Origin of the sequence: Cronobacter sp. HA18006 (genome assembly GCF_011605445.1) — a bacterium.
Classification (GTDB): domain Bacteria; phylum Pseudomonadota; class Gammaproteobacteria; order Enterobacterales; family Enterobacteriaceae; genus Cronobacter; species Cronobacter sakazakii.
In genome coordinates, this window is sequence record NZ_JAANQB010000025.1 from 18,918 (window position 1) to 36,521 (window position 17,604).

The following is a 17,604-nucleotide window of genomic DNA, read 5'->3' on the forward strand; positions in this document are numbered from 1 at the left end:
GGACGAAAGTCACAAAACTGCTCACAATGATATCAAAATGACATCGAATTGATAGTAGTTCTCATTAGTATTTGCATGGTGAGCCAGCGCGAAATTTTTTTCTTTGCGCTCAGACAGGAAAGGCGTTCAGATGACGTTTTTTCATCTTTGACGCCAGAATAAAAACAGCGCGAGGCGATGGCGATTTTCCGTGGTAACGTAGATTTAGACATCCAGACGTTCAGACAGGGGAAAGCCATGACCGACAAACACATCGAGACGGCGCTGGTGCAGGCCGGGCGCGCAAAACGTTACACGCAAGGCTCGGTGAACAGCGTGATTCAGCGTGCCTCATCGCTGGTGTTTGACAGCGTGGCCGCGAAAAAGCAGGCCACCGCCGGGCGCGCACAGGGCGAACTGTTTTACGGGCGACGCGGCACGCTGACGCATTTTTCGCTTCAGGAGGCGATGTGCGAGCTGGAAGGCGGCGCGGGTTGCGCGCTGTTTCCGTGCGGCGCGGCGGCGGTCGCCAACACGATTCTGGCGTTTGTCGAACAGGGCGATCATGTGCTGGTGACCAACAGCGCGTATGAGCCGACCCAGGATTTCTGCACTAAAATTCTCACGAAATTCGGCGTCACCACCACCTGGTTCGACCCGCTGGCGGGCGATGGCATCGCAAAGTACCTTCAGCCGAACACCAAAGTGGTGTTTCTGGAATCGCCCGGCTCCATCACGATGGAAGTTCACGACGTGCCCGCGATTGTCGCGGCGGTACGCCGCGTCGCGCCGGATGCCATAATAATGATGGACAACACCTGGTCGGCGGGCATTCTTTTTAAGGCGCTCGATTTCGGCGTCGATATCTCGATTCAGGCAGGCACCAAATATCTGGTCGGGCATTCGGACGCGATGATAGGCACGGCGGTTGCCAACGCCCGCTGCTGGGATACGCTTCGCGAGAACGCTTATCTGATGGGCCAGATGGCGGACGCCGATTCCGCGTATGTCACCAGCCGCGGCCTGCGCACGCTGGCGGTGCGCCTGCGCCAGCATCATGAAAGCGGCCTGCGCGTGGCGCAATGGCTGGCGGCGCATCCGCAGGTGGCGCGCGTCAATCATCCGGCGCTGCCGGGCAGTAAAGGCCATGAATTCTGGAAGCGCGATTTCAGCGGGGCCAGCGGCCTCTTCTCTTTTATTCTCGACAAACGCCTTAGCGACGCAGAGCTCGCGCATTATCTCGATAATTTCGCGCATTTCAGCATGGCCTATTCGTGGGGCGGCTATGAGTCGCTGATCCTCGCCAACCAGCCGGAAGAGCTTGCAGCGATCCGTCCGGCGGGCGGCGTGGACTTCACCGGCACGCTGGTGCGCCTGCATATCGGGCTCGAAAACGTTGAAGATTTAATCGCCGATCTCGACGCGGCCTTCCGTCGTATCGCCTGAAGTGAAAAAAAACCGCGTTATCCCAGGAAAAGAGAGGGTTTGTTGAACCTGTAGTGCAGATGTAACGGCCCATTTAGAGGTACAATAAGGCAATTCCGCTGTTCCACAGGATCTCCCATGGCTGTTATCCAGGATATTATCGCTGCGCTCTGGCATCACGATTTTGCCGCGCTGGCGGACCCGCACATTGTCGGCGTGGTCTGGTGTGTGATGTTTGCCACGCTGTTTTTAGAAAATGGTCTGCTGCCGGCGTCGTTTCTGCCGGGCGATAGCCTGCTGCTGCTGGCGGGCGCGATGATAGCGCAGGGCGTCATGGATTTTGTGCCGACGCTTGTGATCCTCACCAGCGCAGCAAGCCTCGGCTGCTGGCTGAGCTATGTCCAGGGGAGATGGCTTGGCAATACGCGTATTGTGCGCGGCTGGCTCGCGCAGCTACCGGCGAAATACCATCACCGCGCCACCTGCATGTTCGATCGCCACGGCCTGCTGGCGCTGCTGACCGGCCGTTTCCTGGCGTTTGTGCGCACACTGTTGCCGACGATGGCGGGCATCTCCGGGCTCTCTAACCGTCGCTTCCAGCTCTTCAACTGGCTGAGCGCCGTAATTTGGGTCGGCGTGGTGACCGGCTTTGGCTATGCGCTCAGCATGATCCCGTTTGTGAAACGCCATGAAGATCAGGTGATGACCTTCCTGATGATCCTGCCCATCGCGCTGCTGGTCATTGGCCTGCTTGGCGCGTTGCTGGTCGTCTTAAAGAAAAAAACGCAGTAAGTCTTTCCGGGCGGAGCGCAGGCTCCGCTCACGACAGCGCGCGCAGGCGCGCGGCATCCTCTCCCGGCGTCACCCCGAAATAGCGTTTAAATTCACGGCTGAACTGCGACGCGCTCTCATACCCCACCTGCATCGCCGCTGCGCTGGCCTTCATCCCGTTATGCGCCATCAGCAGCCGTGCTTTCTGCAACCGCCAGGTTTTCAGGTATTGCAGCGGCGAGGTGCTGGTCACCGCTTTGAAATTATGGTGAAACGCCGAGACGCTCATGTTGGCTTCCGCCGCCAGTTGCTCGACCGTCAGGCTTTCGGCGTAGCGGGTTTCGATGCGCCTTATCGCGCGGCTTATCAGGCTGAAATGCGTCTGGCGGCTTACCAGCGCCATCAGCGCCCCGCCGCCCGGCCCTTTCAGCACGTGGTAGAGAATTTCGCGCACGATCTGTTTGCCAAGAATGCGCGCATCCAGCGGCTGCTCTAACACTTCCAGCAACCGCTCGACGGCGCAGAGAATGTCATCGGTCAGTACGCCGGAATTAATCCCGCACGAGCACGGCGCGGGCCGGAAATGATCATCCTCGCCAATCTCCATCACCAGCGCCTGAAGCTGGAGCACATCAATATTAATGCGAATGCCCGCGAGCGGTTCTTCCGCTGTGGCGAAGGTTTCGCACTCAAACGGCAGCGGCACCGTCAGCAGCAGATATTCACGCGGATCGTAACGGAAAACCTTATCGTTGAGATAACCCGTTTTATGGCCGGAAAAGAGAAATATGATGCCGGGCTGATAAATCACCGGCGTGCGCGCGCCGGGCGTCGTGCCGTAGAGCAGGCGTATCTCCGGCGGCAAAAAGCTCAGCGTTTTTTCTTTCTCTTTTAAGCGCTTAATTTCTTCTGTGATATTCCGACATATTGCATCGCGATTCATTAACAGCGACTCCAGACAGCCCTTTCAACCGGCGTTCAGTGTGCGCAAAAAATCCGATTTCCTCCAGAGGCAAAGAGAAATGGGCAAGAGAAAGGCAGGAATGAGCATTGAGGCTGTACGTCACCGCGCCGAGAATAGACGTCAATGCTTCATGCCTGATGCATGACGTTTATTCCAGAAGGAGTTTTCGATGAACAACTTTAACCTCCATAACCCGACCCATATCGCCTTTGGTAAAGGCGCCATCAGCGAACTGCGCGCGCTTATTCCGGCAGACAGCCGCGTGCTGGTGACTTACGGCGGCGGCAGCGTCAAAAAAACCGGCGTGCTCGATCAGGTCTATAGCGCCCTGAACGGCCTTGACGTGCTGGAGTTCGGCGGTATCGAACCCAACCCGTCTTACGAGACGCTGGTGAACGCCGTTGAACTGGTGCGTAAAGAAAAAGTGACATTTTTACTCGCCGTCGGCGGCGGTTCTGTCCTGGATGGCACGAAATTCATCGCGGCCGCCGCGCACTATCCGTCCTCGAGCGATCCGTGGCATATCCTGGAAACCGGCGGTAGCGAAATCACCAGCGCCATCCCGATGGGCTCCGTCCTGACGCTGCCAGCAACCGGTTCAGAATCCAACAAAGGCGCGGTGGTTTCGCGTCGCGCTACAGGTGACAAACAGGCGTTCCACTCCGCGCATGTTCAGCCGCGTTTCGCCATTCTCGACCCGGTTTACACCTACACCCTGCCGCCGCGCCAGGTGGCGAACGGCGTGGTGGACGCTTTTGTTCACACCGTCGAGCAGTACGTCACGTATCCGGTGAACGCTAAAATTCAGGACCGCTTCGCGGAAGGCATTCTGCTGACGCTTATCGAAGAAGGCCCGAAAGCGCTGAAAGAGCCGGAAAATTACGACGTGCGCGCCAACCTGATGTGGGCCGCGACTCAGGCGCTGAACGGGCTTATCGGCGCGGGCGTGCCGCAGGACTGGGCTACGCATATGCTCGGCCATGAACTGACCGCGATGCACGGCCTGGATCACGCCCAGACGCTGGCGGTTGTGCTGCCAGCGCTCTGGAACGAGAAGCGCAATGAGAAGCGCGCCAAACTGCTGCAGTACGCTGAGCGCGTCTGGAATATCACCGAAGGCAGCGATGATGAGCGCATCGACGCCGCGATTGCCGCCACCCGCCGCTTCTTCGAAACCATGGGCACGCCAACCCGCCTGAGCGATTACGGTCTGGACGGCAGCTCCATTCCGGCGCTGCTGGCGAAGCTTGAAGAGCACGGCCTCACCGCGCTTGGCGAACATAAAGATATTACGCTTGACGTCAGCCGCCGCATTTACGAAGCCGCCCGCTAAGCTTTTTACCCGCGAGCTTTCGTTTTTGGCTATTTCGACCAGACTTAACTCACTGACTTGCGCCGGGGCAGCTTGCCCCGGTGTGTTAGCTCAAAAGGAGGAAATATGGCAAATCCAGGCGTAATTAAGCTGCATGACGGCAACCTGATGCCCCAGCTCGGCCTCGGCGTATGGCAGGCGACTAACGAAGATGTCGTCACCGCCATTCACAAAGCGCTGGAGGTGGGCTACCGCTCCATCGATACCGCAGCGGCCTATAAGAATGAACAAGGCGTAGGCGACGCGCTGAAAAGCGCGGGCGTTGCGCGCGATGAGTTATTCATCACCACCAAACTCTGGAACGACGATCAGAAACGTCCGCGCGAGGCGCTGGAAGAGAGCCTTGAAAAGCTGCAACTCGACTATGTGGATCTCTATCTGATGCACTGGCCGGTGCCGGCTATCGACCGCTATGTCGAGGCCTGGAAAGGCATGATTGAGCTGCAACAGGAAGGACTCATCAAGAGCATCGGCGTGTGTAACTTTAACGTTGAGCATCTGCAACGCATCATCGACGAAACGGGCGTGACGCCGGTTATCAACCAGATTGAGCTGCACCCGCTGCTGCAACAGCGCCAGCTGCACGCCTGGAACGCCACGCACAAGATCCAGACGGAATCCTGGAGCCCGCTGGCGCAGGGCGGCGAAGGCGTATTTGACCAGAAAATTATTCGCGAGCTGGCGGATAAATATGGCAAGACCCCGGCGCAGATTGTGATTCGCTGGCATCTCGACAGCGGCCTGGTCGTTATCCCGAAATCCGTCACCCCGACGCGCATCGCGGAAAACTTTAACGTCTGGGATTTCCGTCTGGATAAAGACGAACTCAGCGAAATCGCGAAACTCGACCAGGGCAAACGCCTCGGCCCGGATCCAGAACAGTTCGGCGGGTAATCGCGCCAGTTGGCGGCAAAAAGAAAAAACAGCATACTACGCAGGCCTGTTTACGGACGTTTGAGGACCAGTTCCGATGAAGCACCGCTTAGCGTTAGTTATGCTGTTTTTTTCCGCCAGCACGCTGGCGCAGGGGGACGCACAGACCCCTACGCAATTTCTGAAATCGCTCTACCAGAGCTATGCCAAAGGCAATGAACCGGTGGATTTTGCCAGTAAAGGCGAGCAGCAGATCCTCTCCGATCGCCTGCTGAGCCTGGTGGAAGAAGATACCCGTCTCTCAGGCGGTGAAGTCGGCTTTCTCGATTACGATCCCATCTGCTATTGCCAGGACTGGGACGATCTGGCCGTGGATAAGATTAACGTCACTAACAGCGACGCGACACACGCCAAAGCCACCATTACTTTCCGCCCGTTCCGCAGCTCACCGGATGCCACCACCCAGAGCTTCGCGCTGGTTAACGAGAAAGGCCGCTGGCGCATCGATGACATCATGAACGGCAACGGCAGCCTCTATAAATCGTTGCAGGAGAGCGGCCAGCAGCTGCGCGCCGATAGCACGAACAACGATACCGTCTCTCCCTGAGACCTTCGTAATAAAAAACGGCTTGCCACTGGCAAGCCGTTTTTGTGTCTGCGGCCGCGTTATTTCGCCGGGCCGCCCGCGAGTTTATCGAGCATCATTACGCTGGACGTTTCGATGTACTTCGGCAGCTCCGAGAAGAGATGAATGATGTGCGCCGACTGTAAATGCTTTTGCAGCAGTTCGCGGCTTTCCCACTCTTCCGTCCAGACAAAACGGCGCGGATTTTCCGTGTCGCGGTTGAGCTGATACACGATACAGCCCTCTTCGGCATGCGTTTTTTCGATGACGCCGCGAAACAGCTGCTCAAGCGTCTCTTCCTTGCCAGGTTTACTGACGAAAATAGCTACTACCGGAACGGTCATGTTTTACTCCTGCAATCATATTTACCAGGACAAGCGGCGCGCCTTCTGCCCGTCGCGTTTATTTCGCCTGGGCGCTTAACAGCGCCACCCCTGTCTGTGCCGACACGCGCTCGATATACGCGCTCACCTGCGGGCCAAACGCCGCGCCTTTGACAATCGTGAGCGAGCGCAGCAGCGGGAAGAGAATAAAATCGGTGGTATCGATGGCCTGTCGCCCGGCTACCAGTGGCTCCAGCGCGTTCAGATCTGAATTCACCTGCGCCAGCAGCGCTGGCGTCTGCGCGCGCAGTGCGGCTAAATCGCCAAACGCTTTCTCTTCACGCGCGGTATAGGCGCGACGCGCTTGTGGCGTCGCCAGCTCGGCGAAATCGCCCTCGGTAAAGCGCGGGATCGCCAGATTAAACAGCGGGGTCGATACCGACTCGCACCACTGTTTAATGGCCTCATCCACCGGCGCGTCGGTCACGCGCGGCTGTGCAAGCCCATCCACGTAGCGCACGATATCCATGCTCTCCGGCATATACGTGCCGTCGTCTTTTTCGAGAATCGGCACCACTTTGCGCCCGACCATGCGGATCGGCGTGTCGGCATCGCCTTCCATAATGACGCACACCTCAACCGGCAGCTTTTTCAGGCCGAAAATCATCAGGGCGCGGACACAGAACGGGCAGTGCTCGTAGATATGCAGCTTCATGCAATTCTCCATGGGGGCGCGGCGACCATCTTGTTATCGCTCGCAAAAAAGACTACTGATGAGTAACCTTACTCGATAGTAACATAACGCGTTTGCGTGACAAGCGCGACGAAAACGCCCGGTGCGATACCTTTGCCGTCTGGCTTGCAGTAAGCTTACGCCGTTCACGTAACCCAGGGAGAGAGGATTTGCAGACTGACGCTGACCACCCGGAAAGCCGGAAACCAAAACGGGGCATCGCCACCCGCCGCCGGCTGTTGAAACACGCCTGCGCCGAGTTCGCGCGGCTTGGCTATCACAGCACCAAAGTCAGCAATATCGTAAAGGCGAGCGGCCTGAGCCAGCCGACGTTTTATCTCTATTTCGCCAGTAAAGAAGCCGCTTATGAAGAGCTGGTGAGCGAATTTCGCCTGCGCCTGGAGCGGCTCACCGAAACGCTGCTGATCCGCGACCGCGTCGAAGGCGAAGCGCTGGTGAAAAGCGTGCAGAATAGCTTTCTCAAGCTGCTGAATTTCCTTGCTGAAGACAAAGCGCTGACCGAAATCGGCTTCTTTCAGCCGCCCGGCTGCACACAGACCAAAGCAACGCTGGTCAACGCCATCGCCAGTAATATCGCCAAAGAGCAGTCGCTTGGCCTGTTTCGCGATGATATCGACGCGCTGCACATGGCGCGCTGCTGCGTGGGCATGATAGACCAGATGGCGCGGGTCCCGGCAGATGAGGCGACCCCGGAGGCGCTGGCGCTGGGCTGTGCGCAGCTCTTGTGCGAGGGCATCTGGTTAAGCCGCCACCATCACGCCGTCTGACGCTTTTCCCGCCGCCTGCGCCCGGTGACTCACGGCAGGCGCACAAATCCGCAGCACAATGATTGATAAGCCAAAAATCATCGGCGAAGATACCTTCTGGCGCTTCGCTTTGTGACGTCAGGCACAATGGTTGGCTATATACGCGCGAAAGCCCCCTGAACCAGATTATGCCCATTGCGCCGCACGCCAGGGGCATTACCTTTACGCATTATCGCTTTTACAGACCGCCAGCCAGAGGAATGGACGATGCAACACCGCCTCACCATTAAAGACATTGCGCGCTTAAGCGGCGTGGGGAAATCCACCGTGTCGCGCGTGCTCAATAACGAGAGCGGCGTCAGCGAACGCACCCGCGAAAAGGTCGAGGCGGTGATGCGCCAGCACGGTTTCTCCCCTTCCCGCTCGGCGCGCGCGATGCGCGGACAGAGTGATAAAGTCGTCGCGATTATCGTCACCCGTCTGGATTCGCTCTCGGAAAACCTGGCGGTGCAGACCATTCTGCCCGCGCTGTATGAACAGGGTTACGATCCGATCATGCTGGAGAGCCGTTTTTCGCCCGCGCTGGTGCAGGAGCATCTGGGCGTGCTGAGCCGCCGCCATATCGATGGCGTGATTTTGTTTGGCTTTAGCGGCATTAACGAGGTGCTGACCGCCGCCTGGCAGAAATCGCTGGTGCTGATGGCGCGCGACGCGACGGGTTTTGCATCGGTCTGCTACGAGGATGACGGCGCGATACGGCTCTTAATGCAGCGCCTGTATGACAACGGCCACCGCCACATCAGCTTTCTCGGCGTGCCGCACAGCGATATCACGACCGGCAAGCGACGCCACGAGGCGTATCTCAGTTTCTGTAAACAGCACGGGCTGACGCCGCGCGACACGCTGCCAGGGCTTGCCATGAAACAGGGTTATGAACACGCGGCCGATGTACTACGTGAAGAGACCACCGCGCTGGTCTGCGCGACAGATACCCTTGCCATCGGTGCCAGTAAATATCTTCAGCAGCACCGCGGCGCGCCAGTGCAGCTTGCGAGCGTCGGCAATACGCCGTTACTGAAATTCCTGCATCCGGAGGCTCTCGCGGTCGATCCGGGTTATGGTGAAGCCGGGCGCGCCGTGGCGAAACAGCTTATCGATCAGATAACCGGCCGCGCCGATCCGCGCCAGATAGTGATCCCCGCCCGTCTGGATTAACCCTCTTCTCGCACGTTTATTGTGATCGCGCTCTGTTTTCGGGAACGTTCCCGTTCACGCCATCCCGCTTAAAAGTTACTCTGCGCCCCAGGCCATCCGCGCCTCGTACCTACCTCTGCGACAGGGCTTCATCATGAGCAAAGTAAACCAACAGGATATCGATAAGCTGATAACCCTTGTGGGCGGCCGCGAGAATATCGCAACCGTTAGCCACTGCATTACCCGTCTGCGTTTTGTACTGAATCAGCCGTCTAAAGCCGATCCGAAAGCGATAGAAGAGCTGCCGATGGTGAAAGGCTGCTTTACCAACGCCGGACAGTTTCAGGTGGTAATTGGCACCAATGTCGGCGATTACTACCAGGCGCTGATCGCCACCAGCGGTCACAGCGCCGCCAGTAAAGAGCAGGCGAAACTCGCCGCGCGCCAGAACATGAAATGGCATGAGCGGCTTATCTCCCACTTCGCTGAAATTTTCTTCCCGCTGCTGCCCGCGTTGATTAGCGGCGGCCTGATCCTCGGCTTTCGCAACGTGATTGGCGATGTGCCAATGCACGACGGTAAAACCCTGGCGCAGATGTTCCCGTCGCTTAAAACCATCTACGACTTTTTATGGCTTATCGGCGAGGCCATCTTCTTCTATCTGCCGGTCGGGATCTGCTGGTCGGCGGTGCGCAAAATGGGCGGCACGCCGATCCTCGGGATCGTGCTTGGCGTGACGCTGGTTTCGCCGCAACTGATGAACGCCTATCTGCTCGGCCAGCAAACGCCGGAAGTGTGGGATTTTGGGCTCTTTACCATCGCCAAAGTGGGCTATCAGGCGCAGGTGATCCCGGCGCTGCTGGCGGGTCTGGCGCTCGGCATGATTGAAATTCGCTTAAAACGCCTGGTGCCGGATTACCTCTATCTGGTGGTGGTGCCGGTCTGCTCGCTGCTGCTCGCGGTATTCCTGGCGCACGCGTTTATCGGCCCGTTTGGCCGCCTTATCGGCGATGGCGTGGCGTTCGGCGTGCGTCACCTGATGACCGGCAGCTTCGCGCCCATCGGTGCCGCGCTGTTTGGCTTTCTCTACGCGCCGCTGGTCATCACCGGCGTGCATCAGACCACGCTTGCGGTGGATATGCAGATGATTCAGAGCATGGGCGGCACGCCGGTGTGGCCGCTGATTGCGCTGTCGAACATTGCCCAGGGCTCGGCGGTGGTGGGTATCATCATGACCAGCCGCAAACATAACGAGCGCGAAATCTCCGTACCGGCAGCTATCTCGGCGTATCTCGGCGTGACCGAACCCGCCATGTACGGCATCAACATGAAATACCGCTTCCCGATGCTCTGCGGCATGGTGGGTTCCAGCATTGCGGCACTGCTGTGCGGGCTGAGCGGCGTGGTGGCGAACGGCATCGGCGTCGGCGGTCTGCCCGCCATTCTCTCCATCCAGCCGGATTACTGGCAGGTATACGGCATGGCGATGCTGGTGGCGATCATTGTTCCTTTCATTCTGACCGCCTTTCTCTACAAGCGAAAATCCCGCCAGGGAACGCTCTTAGTCGTCTAACTTTTAGGGTAGTGCGGGGAGCGTTTCGGCGCTCCCCTTTAGCAACAGCAGGAACGCGTTATGAATAACACTCTGCCGTGGTGGCAAAACGGGGTGATTTACCAGATTTACCCGAAGAGTTTCCAGGATACGTCCGGCAACGGCACAGGCGATCTGGCGGGCGTCACCCGACGCCTCGATTATCTGCAACAACTTGGCGTGGACGCCATCTGGCTGACGCCCTTCTATCTCTCTCCGCAGGTCGATAACGGTTACGACGTGGCGAACTATACCGCCATTGATCCAGCCTATGGCACGCTGGAGGAGTTCGACGCGCTGGTGGCCGACGCCCATGCCCGCGGCATCCGGGTGATTCTGGACATGGTGTTTAACCACACCTCGACGCAGCACGCCTGGTTTCATGACGCACTGACCCGCGAGAGCGCGCACCGCGAATTTTACATCTGGCGCGACGGCACGCCAGAAGAAGCGCCCAACAACTGGCGTTCAAAATTCGGCGGCAGCGCCTGGCGCTGGCACGCCGAGAGCGGCCAATACTATCTGCACCTCTTTGCGCCCGAGCAGGCGGATCTCAACTGGGAAAACCCGCAGGTGCGCGCCGAAGTGAAAAAGGTCTGCGAATTCTGGGCCGATCGCGGCGTGGACGGCCTGCGTCTCGATGTGATCAACCTGATTTCAAAAGATCAGGATTTCCCGTCAGACGATCGCGGCGACGGGCGGCGTTTTTACACCGACGGGCCGCGCATTCATGACTATTTACAGGAGCTGAGCCGCGACGTGTTTCAGCCGCGCGGGCTGATGACAGTGGGCGAAATGTCCTCCACGACGCTTGAGAACTGCCAGCGCTACGCCGCGCTGGAAGGCCACGAGCTCTCGATGACGTTTAACTTCCATCACCTGAAAGTGGATTACCCGGACGGACAGAAGTGGACGCTCGCCGCCCCCGATTTCGTGGCGCTGAAAGCCATTTTCAACCACTGGCAGCAGGGGATGCATGGTGTGGCCTGGAACGCGCTGTTCTGGTGTAACCACGATCAGCCGCGCATCGTCTCGCGCTTCGGCGACGAGGGCGCGCTGCGCGTACCGGCGGCGAAAATGCTCGCGATGGTGCTGCACGGCATGCAGGGCACGCCCTATATCTACCAGGGCGAAGAGCTGGGCATGACCAACCCGCACTTCACACGGATCATCGATTACCGGGACGTGGAAAGCCACAATATGTTTGCCGAGCGACGCGCGCAGGGGCAAAGCCCGGAGACGCTGCTCGCCATCCTCGCCAGCAAATCGCGCGATAACAGCCGCACGCCGATGCAATGGGATGCCAGCGACAACGGCGGTTTTACCACCGGCACGCCGTGGATAGGGCTTTGCGATAATTACCGCGAGATCAACGCCGCGCGCGCGCTCGACGATCCAGACTCCGTTTTTTACGCTTACCAGAAACTCATCAGGCTGCGTAAGGCGCACCCGATTTTCACCTGGGGCGACTATCACGACCTGCTGGCGGAGCATCCTTACCTGTGGTGCTATCGCCGTGAATGGCAAGGGCAGACGCTGGTGGTGATGGCGAATCTGTCGCGCGAAGCGCACTGGTGTACGCCGGGTGAGTTTAGCGGCGCGTGGCAGGTGCTGATGAGCAACTATCCCGATGCCGCGCCCCGCCCCGGCGAAATCAACCTGCGCCCGTTCGAAGCCGTAATATGGCTTCAGGGGGACGCGTAACCCAATCGGGTTAACGCACCAGCGCGTTAACCCGGCTCAGCCACTGCGCGACGCCGGCGTCGAGACTGGCGTCGCTCAGCACATGCGTGCCCTGAATCAGCGCTGGCGGCTGCCAGATCATGCCGGTCATGTTGGCCATCGCGTGAAACGGCAGCCAGAACTCGTCTATCGGGTAACGGTTATAGCCCTGCGGCGAATAAGCCTCTGCGCTGCCGCCGGTCGAAACCATCAGCATAAACGGTTTGCCGTGCAGGCGATCGCCGCCGGTGCCGTAGGCAAAACCGTGCTCAAGCACCTGATCCTGCCACTCTTTTAAAATCGCAGGCGAGCTGTACCACCAGAACGGAAACAGCATCACCACCGCATCATGGGCCAGCAGCAGCGCCTGCTCGCGCTTCACGTCGATATTAAAATCCGGATATTCACGCATCAGCTCATGCACCGTCACCTGCGGCAGTGCTTTCAGCGCCTCGATAGCCGCGCGGTTGACGCGTGAATCATCCGGGTAACGGTGCCCGGCCAGAACCAGAACTTTTTTCATTTTTACTCTCCTCAACGATGTGGTTGAGGTAATGTTGGCATGACGCAGGGTTAACCTGTAGTGCAGTTCCGGGCATATCTGTTTCAACTAAAGGTATCAATCATGACGCTCACCTCAGACGTACATCGCCTGCTGCCTGCGTTTCTGGCCGCCGCGCAGAGCCAGAGTTTTTCCGCCGCCGCTCGCCTGCTGGGCGTGACGCCTGCTGCTGTCAGTAAAAGCGTGCGGCAACTGGAGGCGCGCCTGGGCCGCGTGCTGTTTCAGCGCAACACACATTTTGTGGTGCTGACGGAAGAAGGCGCGGCGCTGCGCGAACAGGTGGCCCCGCTGTGGCATGCGCTCAACCAGGCGCTGGAAAAGCCTGCCGACGAGCCACAGGGGCTGGTGCGCGTGAGCGTGATTCCCGGCTTCGGGCGCTACCTTCTGATGCCGGAACTGCCCGCCTTTCAGCAGCGCTACCCGCAGGTGCGGCTGGATCTGGCGATGGATCCGCGCCGCATTAACCTGATTGGCGAGCGGATCGATGTGGCGATTGGCCAGCGGACAGTGCAGGACAGCCGCATCGTGACGCGCGAAATCCGCCCGATGCGCATGATGCTTGCCGCCTCGCCTGCCTACCTGGCGCAGTTTGGCACGCCGCAACAGCCGCAGGATCTGCTGCATCATCGCTGCCTGGTGCACCGCAATCCCGGCAACGGCAAGCTGCAAAGCTGGCTTGCTGACGAACTGGCGATGGAAGAACAGCATGCTTTTCTTATCAGCACCTTTCCCGATGTGCTGGTGGACGCCGCGCTGGCGGAGATGGGCATTGTCTCGCTCGCCGACTGGTATCTGGCGCCGCTTATCGCCACAGGCCGTCTGGTGCCGTTGATGGAAGCGCACTGGCCTGCGCCGCAGCCGCTCTGGGTGAAGTATCCGCACCATCGCCTCGCCCCGCGCGTGCGGGCTTTCGTTGATTTTTTAATCGAAAAATTCACAGTGTAAATGTTTATCGCCTCAACGCAGACCGTAAGCGCACTCGCCGCTTTGCTTTGTCCTGCATCAATAAAATCGCAAACTTGTTTGATGCAAATCACTATATATAGACATTAAAATCCACCGCGGCCCAATATCTTGTTATTTCAGGCTAAACTTTCAGCAATCCGGTGCGGAGGATATTCCCGCGCTGCTGTGGATAAAACGGGCCAGCTCCGACGTTAACAGGGGGTTTATGCAGCCAATATTCCCTGCGCCGCACGACGGAGTTTCTGTGGATAACCTGTGCTTAATATGGAGTGATCATGACACCGCATGTAGTGAAACGAGACGGGTGTAAAGTACCTTTCAATTCAGCGCGCATTCGCGAAGCGATTCTTCGCGCGGCGCAGGCAGCGGGAGTCGATGACGCAGACTATTGCGCCACCGTCGCGGAAATCGTCAGCAGCCAGATGCAGCATCGTCGTGAAGTGGACATTCACGAGATCCAGACGGCGGTGGAAAACCAGCTGATGGCGGGCAACTACAAGCAGCTGGCGCGCGCCTATATTGAGTACCGCCACGACCGCGATATCGCCCGTGAAAAACAGGGCCGCCTGAATAAAGAGATCCGCGGGCTGGTTGAGCAGACCAACCCGGCGCTGCTGAACGAGAACGCCAATAAAGACAGCAAAGTGATCCCGACCCAGCGCGACCTGCTGGCGGGCATTGTCGCCAAACACTATGCGCGCCAGTATCTGCTGCCGCGCGACGTGGTGCTCGCCCATGAACGCGGCGAAATCCACTATCACGATCTCGACTACTCGCCCTTCTTCCCGATGTTCAACTGCATGCTGATCGACTTAAAAGGCATGCTGACGCAGGGGTTTAAAATGGGCAACGCCGAGATAGAACCGCCGAAATCGATTTCCACCGCCACTGCCGTGACGGCGCAGATCATCGCCCAGGTGGCGAGCCACATCTACGGTGGCACCACCATCAACCGCATTGACGAAGTGCTGGCCCCGTTTGTGACGGCAAGCTTTGAGAAGCACCGCCGCACCGCGATGGAGTGGAACATCCCGGATGTGGAAGGCTACGCCCGCGCCCGCACCGAAAAAGAGTGTTACGACGCGTTCCAGTCGCTGGAATATGAAGTCAACACGCTGCACACGGCCAACGGCCAGACGCCGTTCGTCACCTTTGGTTTTGGCCTTGGCACCAGCTGGGAATCGCGCCTGATCCAAAGCTCGATTCTGCGCAACCGCATCGCGGGGCTGGGTAAAAACCATAAAACGGCGGTGTTCCCGAAACTGGTGTTCGCCATTCGCGACGGCCTGAACCATAAAGCTGGCGACCCGAACTACGACATTAAGCAGCTGGCGCTGGAGTGCGCGAGCAAGCGCATGTACCCGGATATTCTCAACTACGATCAGGTAGTGAAAGTGACCGGTTCGTTCAAAACGCCGATGGGCTGCCGCAGTTTTCTTGGCGTTTATGAAGAGAATGGCGAGCAGATCCACGACGGGCGCAACAACCTCGGCGTGATTAGCCTGAACCTGCCGCGTATCGCGCTGGAGGCGAAAGGCGACGAAACCGCGTTCTGGGCGCTGCTTAATGAGCGGCTGAAGCTCGCCCGCAAAGCGCTGATGACGCGCATTGCGCGTCTCGAAGGCGTAAAAGCGCGGGTGGCACCGATTCTCTATATGGAAGGCGCGTGCGGGGTGCGTCTTAAACCAGATGACGACATCGCGGAGATTTTCAAAAACGGCCGCGCGTCGATTTCGCTCGGGTATATCGGCATTCATGAAACGATTAACGCGCTGTCCGGCAACCAGCATATCTATGACAGCGAGACGCTGCGCGCCAAAGGTGTCGCCATCGTCGAGCGTCTGCGTCAGGCGGTGGATCAGTGGAAAGAAGAGACCGGTTACGGCTTTAGCCTCTACAGCACGCCGAGCGAGAACCTGTGCGATCGTTTCTGCCGCCTCGATACCGCCGAGTTTGGCGTGGTGCCGGGCGTGACCGACAAAGGGTATTACACCAACAGCTTCCACCTGGACGTGGAGAAGAAGGTAAACCCGTACGATAAAATCGATTTCGAAGCGCCCTACCCGCCGCTCGCAAGTGGCGGCTTTATCTGTTACGGCGAATACCCGAATCTTCAGCACAACCTGAAGGCGCTGGAAGACGTGTGGGATTACAGCTATCACCACGTGCCTTATTACGGCACCAATACGCCGATTGACGAGTGTTACGAGTGCGGGTTCACCGGCGAATTCGAGTGCACGAGCAAGGGCTTTACCTGTCCGAAATGCGGCAATCATGATGCGTCGCGCGTTTCCGTCACCCGCCGCGTTTGCGGGTATCTCGGCAGCCCCGACGCCCGTCCGTTCAACGCGGGTAAACAGGAAGAGGTGAAGCGTCGCGTGAAGCACCTCGGCAACGGGCAGTTGGGTTAACGCCGCTCTGGCGTCTGGCACGGTGGGTGCGCTGCGCTTACCCACCCTACAAAACGAAACGCGTAGGGCGGGTAAGCAACGCGTACCTACCGTCCGGCAAACCTGTGTAGGGCGGGTAAGCGAAGCGCACCCACCGCCCGGTAAACCTGTGTAGGGCGGGTAAGCGAAGCCGCACCCACCACCCGGCAAACCTGTGTAGGGTGGGTAAGCGAAGCCGCACCCACCGCGCGGCAAACCTGTGTAGGGTGGGTAAGCAAAGCGCACCCACCGTTCGCCCGCCTGGGACGAGGAAACCATGAATTACCATCAATATTACCCCGTTGACGTCGTCAACGGCCCCGGCACCCGCTGCACATTGTTTGTGGCGGGCTGCGTTCACGAATGCCCCGGCTGCTACAACAAAAGCACCTGGCGGCTCAACTCCGGCGTACCCTTCACAGACGAGATGGAAAACCGCATCATCGCCGATCTCAACGACACCCGCGTCAAACGCCAGGGGCTGTCGCTGTCGGGCGGCGATCCGCTGCACCCGCAAAATGTGCCGGCGATCCTAAAGCTCGTCCAACGCGTGCGGGCCGAGTGCCCCGGTAAAGATATCTGGGTCTGGACGGGTTATAAAATCGATGAACTGAGCGATGCCCAGCGCGAGGTGGTAAACCTTATCAACGTGCTGGTGGACGGCAAATTTGTGCAGGATCTGAAAGATCCGGCGCTTATCTGGCGCGGTAGCAGCAACCAGGTTATCCACCGACTGCGCTGAGAGCGCGCTTACTCCAGACGGTGCCCGGCACCCTGGTATACGGTCAGGTTTTCGCGTTTGCCGATCGCGATGACCAGCACACAGACAGCATCAACGCGCACCTGATACACCAGCCGGTAACCGCTCGTTCTTAATTTAATTTTGTAGCAGTCCGGCAGGCCACTTAACCGGGCTGATTTCACCCTGGGAGCCGCCAGCACGTGCGCCAGCTTCTTTTTGAATTGCGCTTTAACGGTCTCGCCCAGTTTGTGCCACTCCTTCAGCGCACGTGGGTCAAAGACCAGTTTATAGCTCATCCAGATCAACCCTGATGCCCGGCCGCGGGTCCGCCAGTCGCTCCCGCACGGTACGCAGCAGCGCCTCTTCGCTGTCGCTGACGGTTAGCGTTTTGACTGGCATACGGCCATTTTGCGCCACATACTGAAACAGCAGACGCACCGCTTCGGTAGGGGTGATACCTAGTTTTTCCAGCACCGCATAAGCCTCATTTTTAAGCTTGTCATCAAGCCTTACGTTGATTGTGGCCATTATGCCTCCACCGCTTTTCAAAGTGTAATGCAATATAG

Annotated in this window: 18 protein-coding genes; 12 read left to right on the forward strand and 6 right to left on the reverse strand. The window is 58.5% G+C overall.

Translation table 11 applies throughout. The features are described from left to right. Positions 1–237 precede the first annotated feature (237 nt). Positions 238–1,425: a cystathionine beta-lyase gene (gene metC, locus G9X48_RS19545; protein WP_097641378.1), complete on the forward strand. Its 1,188-nt coding sequence runs from the start codon at positions 238–240 to the stop codon at positions 1,423–1,425. A gap of 117 nt (positions 1,426–1,542) precedes the next feature. Continuing rightward, on the forward strand, positions 1,543–2,196 hold the full coding sequence (gene yghB, locus G9X48_RS19550; protein WP_097641377.1) for a DedA family general envelope maintenance protein YghB: 654 nt from the start codon (positions 1,543–1,545) through the stop codon (positions 2,194–2,196). Positions 2,197–2,224: 28 nt separating this feature from the next. Here the strand turns inward: yghB and G9X48_RS19555 are convergent, their stop codons facing one another. Continuing rightward, positions 2,225–3,118: an AraC family transcriptional regulator gene (locus G9X48_RS19555; protein WP_076727096.1), complete on the reverse strand. Its 894-nt coding sequence runs from the start codon at positions 3,116–3,118 to the stop codon at positions 2,225–2,227. 190 nt (positions 3,119–3,308) lie between these two features. Between G9X48_RS19555 and yqhD the strand changes: the two genes are divergently transcribed. From yqhD to G9X48_RS19570, 3 genes are all read left to right on the forward strand, one after another. Further along, positions 3,309–4,472: an alcohol dehydrogenase gene (yqhD, locus tag G9X48_RS19560; RefSeq protein WP_105629549.1), complete on the forward strand. Its 1,164-nt coding sequence runs from the start codon at positions 3,309–3,311 to the stop codon at positions 4,470–4,472. A gap of 105 nt (positions 4,473–4,577) precedes the next feature. After that, positions 4,578–5,405 (forward strand): 2,5-didehydrogluconate reductase DkgA, encoded by an 828-nt coding sequence (dkgA, locus tag G9X48_RS19565; protein WP_007774512.1) that lies wholly within the window; start codon positions 4,578–4,580, stop codon positions 5,403–5,405. A 76-nt stretch (positions 5,406–5,481) separates the two neighbouring features. Next, positions 5,482–5,991 (forward strand): DUF3828 domain-containing protein, encoded by a 510-nt coding sequence (locus tag G9X48_RS19570; protein WP_097569930.1) that lies wholly within the window; start codon positions 5,482–5,484, stop codon positions 5,989–5,991. A 59-nt stretch (positions 5,992–6,050) separates the two neighbouring features. Here G9X48_RS19570 and G9X48_RS19575 read toward each other — a convergent pair whose 3' ends face one another. Both G9X48_RS19575 and grxB read right to left on the reverse strand, forming a co-directional pair. Continuing rightward, positions 6,051–6,353 (reverse strand): putative quinol monooxygenase, encoded by a 303-nt coding sequence (locus tag G9X48_RS19575; RefSeq protein WP_004386042.1) that lies wholly within the window; start codon positions 6,351–6,353, stop codon positions 6,051–6,053. A gap of 58 nt (positions 6,354–6,411) precedes the next feature. Continuing rightward, positions 6,412–7,047, reverse strand: a complete 636-nt coding sequence (gene grxB / locus G9X48_RS19580) for a glutaredoxin 2 (RefSeq protein ID WP_097641375.1) — start codon at positions 7,045–7,047, stop codon at positions 6,412–6,414. Positions 7,048–7,235: 188 nt separating this feature from the next. Here grxB and G9X48_RS19585 point away from each other — a divergent pair, with 188 nt between their 5' ends. The 4 genes from G9X48_RS19585 (at position 7,236) to treC (ending at position 12,321) form a co-directional block, all read left to right on the forward strand. Next, on the forward strand, positions 7,236–7,853 hold the full coding sequence (locus G9X48_RS19585; protein ID WP_076736253.1) for a TetR/AcrR family transcriptional regulator: 618 nt from the start codon (positions 7,236–7,238) through the stop codon (positions 7,851–7,853). Positions 7,854–8,099: 246 nt separating this feature from the next. After that, positions 8,100–9,047, forward strand: coding sequence for a trehalose operon repressor TreR (gene treR, locus G9X48_RS19590; protein ID WP_097641374.1), 948 nt, complete (start codon positions 8,100–8,102; stop codon positions 9,045–9,047). 133 nt (positions 9,048–9,180) lie between these two features. After that, a complete protein-coding gene (gene treB / locus G9X48_RS19595; RefSeq protein ID WP_004386038.1) occupies positions 9,181–10,599 on the forward strand; it encodes a PTS trehalose transporter subunit IIBC in 1,419 nt (472 codons plus the stop codon). Between the two features lie 60 nt (positions 10,600–10,659). Further along, complete coding sequence (gene treC, locus G9X48_RS19600) at positions 10,660–12,321, forward strand: alpha,alpha-phosphotrehalase (RefSeq protein WP_085045510.1); 1,662 nt, start codon at positions 10,660–10,662, stop codon at positions 12,319–12,321. Positions 12,322–12,331: 10 nt separating this feature from the next. Here the strand turns inward: treC and G9X48_RS19605 are convergent, their stop codons facing one another. Beyond that, positions 12,332–12,862: an NAD(P)H-dependent oxidoreductase gene (locus tag G9X48_RS19605; RefSeq protein WP_007897802.1), complete on the reverse strand. Its 531-nt coding sequence runs from the start codon at positions 12,860–12,862 to the stop codon at positions 12,332–12,334. 102 nt (positions 12,863–12,964) lie between these two features. On the opposite strand from G9X48_RS19605, the gene G9X48_RS19610 reads away from it, so the two are divergent. The 3 genes from G9X48_RS19610 (at position 12,965) to nrdG (ending at position 17,038) form a co-directional block, all read left to right on the forward strand. Beyond that, positions 12,965–13,846 carry a LysR family transcriptional regulator gene (locus tag G9X48_RS19610; RefSeq protein WP_105629550.1) on the forward strand — a complete coding sequence of 294 codons (882 nt, stop codon included), beginning with the start codon at positions 12,965–12,967 and terminating at the stop codon, positions 13,844–13,846. Positions 13,847–14,142: 296 nt separating this feature from the next. Then, entirely contained in the window at positions 14,143–16,278 is a 2,136-nt protein-coding gene (gene nrdD, locus G9X48_RS19615; protein ID WP_097641373.1) for an anaerobic ribonucleoside-triphosphate reductase, read from the forward strand. A 295-nt stretch (positions 16,279–16,573) separates the two neighbouring features. Then, positions 16,574–17,038 carry an anaerobic ribonucleoside-triphosphate reductase-activating protein gene (gene nrdG / locus G9X48_RS19620; protein ID WP_007897806.1) on the forward strand — a complete coding sequence of 155 codons (465 nt, stop codon included), beginning with the start codon at positions 16,574–16,576 and terminating at the stop codon, positions 17,036–17,038. Positions 17,039–17,046: 8 nt separating this feature from the next. Here the strand turns inward: nrdG and G9X48_RS19625 are convergent, their stop codons facing one another. Both G9X48_RS19625 and G9X48_RS19630 read right to left on the reverse strand, forming a co-directional pair. Next, entirely contained in the window at positions 17,047–17,334 is a 288-nt protein-coding gene (locus tag G9X48_RS19625) for a type II toxin-antitoxin system RelE/ParE family toxin (protein WP_097641372.1), read from the reverse strand. Further along, the gene (locus tag G9X48_RS19630) at positions 17,324–17,566 is read right to left on the reverse strand and encodes a type II toxin-antitoxin system RelB/DinJ family antitoxin (RefSeq protein WP_004385270.1); all 243 of its coding nucleotides are present in this window, start codon (positions 17,564–17,566) and stop codon (positions 17,324–17,326) included. Before G9X48_RS19630 ends, G9X48_RS19625 begins: the two co-directional genes overlap by 11 nt. Between the last annotated feature and the right edge of the window lie 38 nt (positions 17,567–17,604).

What these genes read in the sequence shown, in the direction of transcription:
- metC (WP_097641378.1), top strand. Translation starts at nt 238, where the DNA reads ATGACCGACAAACACATCGAGACGGCGCTGGTGCAGGCCGGGCGCGCA.
- yghB (WP_097641377.1), top strand. Translation starts at nt 1,543, where the DNA reads ATGGCTGTTATCCAGGATATTATCGCTGCGCTCTGGCATCACGATTTT.
- G9X48_RS19555 (WP_076727096.1), bottom strand. Translation starts at nt 3,118, where the DNA reads ATGAATCGCGATGCAATATGTCGGAATATCACAGAAGAAATTAAGCGC.
- yqhD (WP_105629549.1), top strand. Translation starts at nt 3,309, where the DNA reads ATGAACAACTTTAACCTCCATAACCCGACCCATATCGCCTTTGGTAAA.
- dkgA (WP_007774512.1), top strand. Translation starts at nt 4,578, where the DNA reads ATGGCAAATCCAGGCGTAATTAAGCTGCATGACGGCAACCTGATGCCC.
- G9X48_RS19570 (WP_097569930.1), top strand. Translation starts at nt 5,482, where the DNA reads ATGAAGCACCGCTTAGCGTTAGTTATGCTGTTTTTTTCCGCCAGCACG.
- G9X48_RS19575 (WP_004386042.1), bottom strand. Translation starts at nt 6,353, where the DNA reads ATGACCGTTCCGGTAGTAGCTATTTTCGTCAGTAAACCTGGCAAGGAA.
- grxB (WP_097641375.1), bottom strand. Translation starts at nt 7,047, where the DNA reads ATGAAGCTGCATATCTACGAGCACTGCCCGTTCTGTGTCCGCGCCCTG.
- treR (WP_097641374.1), top strand. Translation starts at nt 8,100, where the DNA reads ATGCAACACCGCCTCACCATTAAAGACATTGCGCGCTTAAGCGGCGTG.
- treB (WP_004386038.1), top strand. Translation starts at nt 9,181, where the DNA reads ATGAGCAAAGTAAACCAACAGGATATCGATAAGCTGATAACCCTTGTG.
- treC (WP_085045510.1), top strand. Translation starts at nt 10,660, where the DNA reads ATGAATAACACTCTGCCGTGGTGGCAAAACGGGGTGATTTACCAGATT.
- G9X48_RS19605 (WP_007897802.1), bottom strand. Translation starts at nt 12,862, where the DNA reads ATGAAAAAAGTTCTGGTTCTGGCCGGGCACCGTTACCCGGATGATTCA.
- G9X48_RS19610 (WP_105629550.1), top strand. Translation starts at nt 12,965, where the DNA reads ATGACGCTCACCTCAGACGTACATCGCCTGCTGCCTGCGTTTCTGGCC.
- nrdD (WP_097641373.1), top strand. Translation starts at nt 14,143, where the DNA reads ATGACACCGCATGTAGTGAAACGAGACGGGTGTAAAGTACCTTTCAAT.
- nrdG (WP_007897806.1), top strand. Translation starts at nt 16,574, where the DNA reads ATGAATTACCATCAATATTACCCCGTTGACGTCGTCAACGGCCCCGGC.
- G9X48_RS19625 (WP_097641372.1), bottom strand. Translation starts at nt 17,334, where the DNA reads ATGAGCTATAAACTGGTCTTTGACCCACGTGCGCTGAAGGAGTGGCAC.
- G9X48_RS19630 (WP_004385270.1), bottom strand. Translation starts at nt 17,566, where the DNA reads ATGGCCACAATCAACGTAAGGCTTGATGACAAGCTTAAAAATGAGGCT.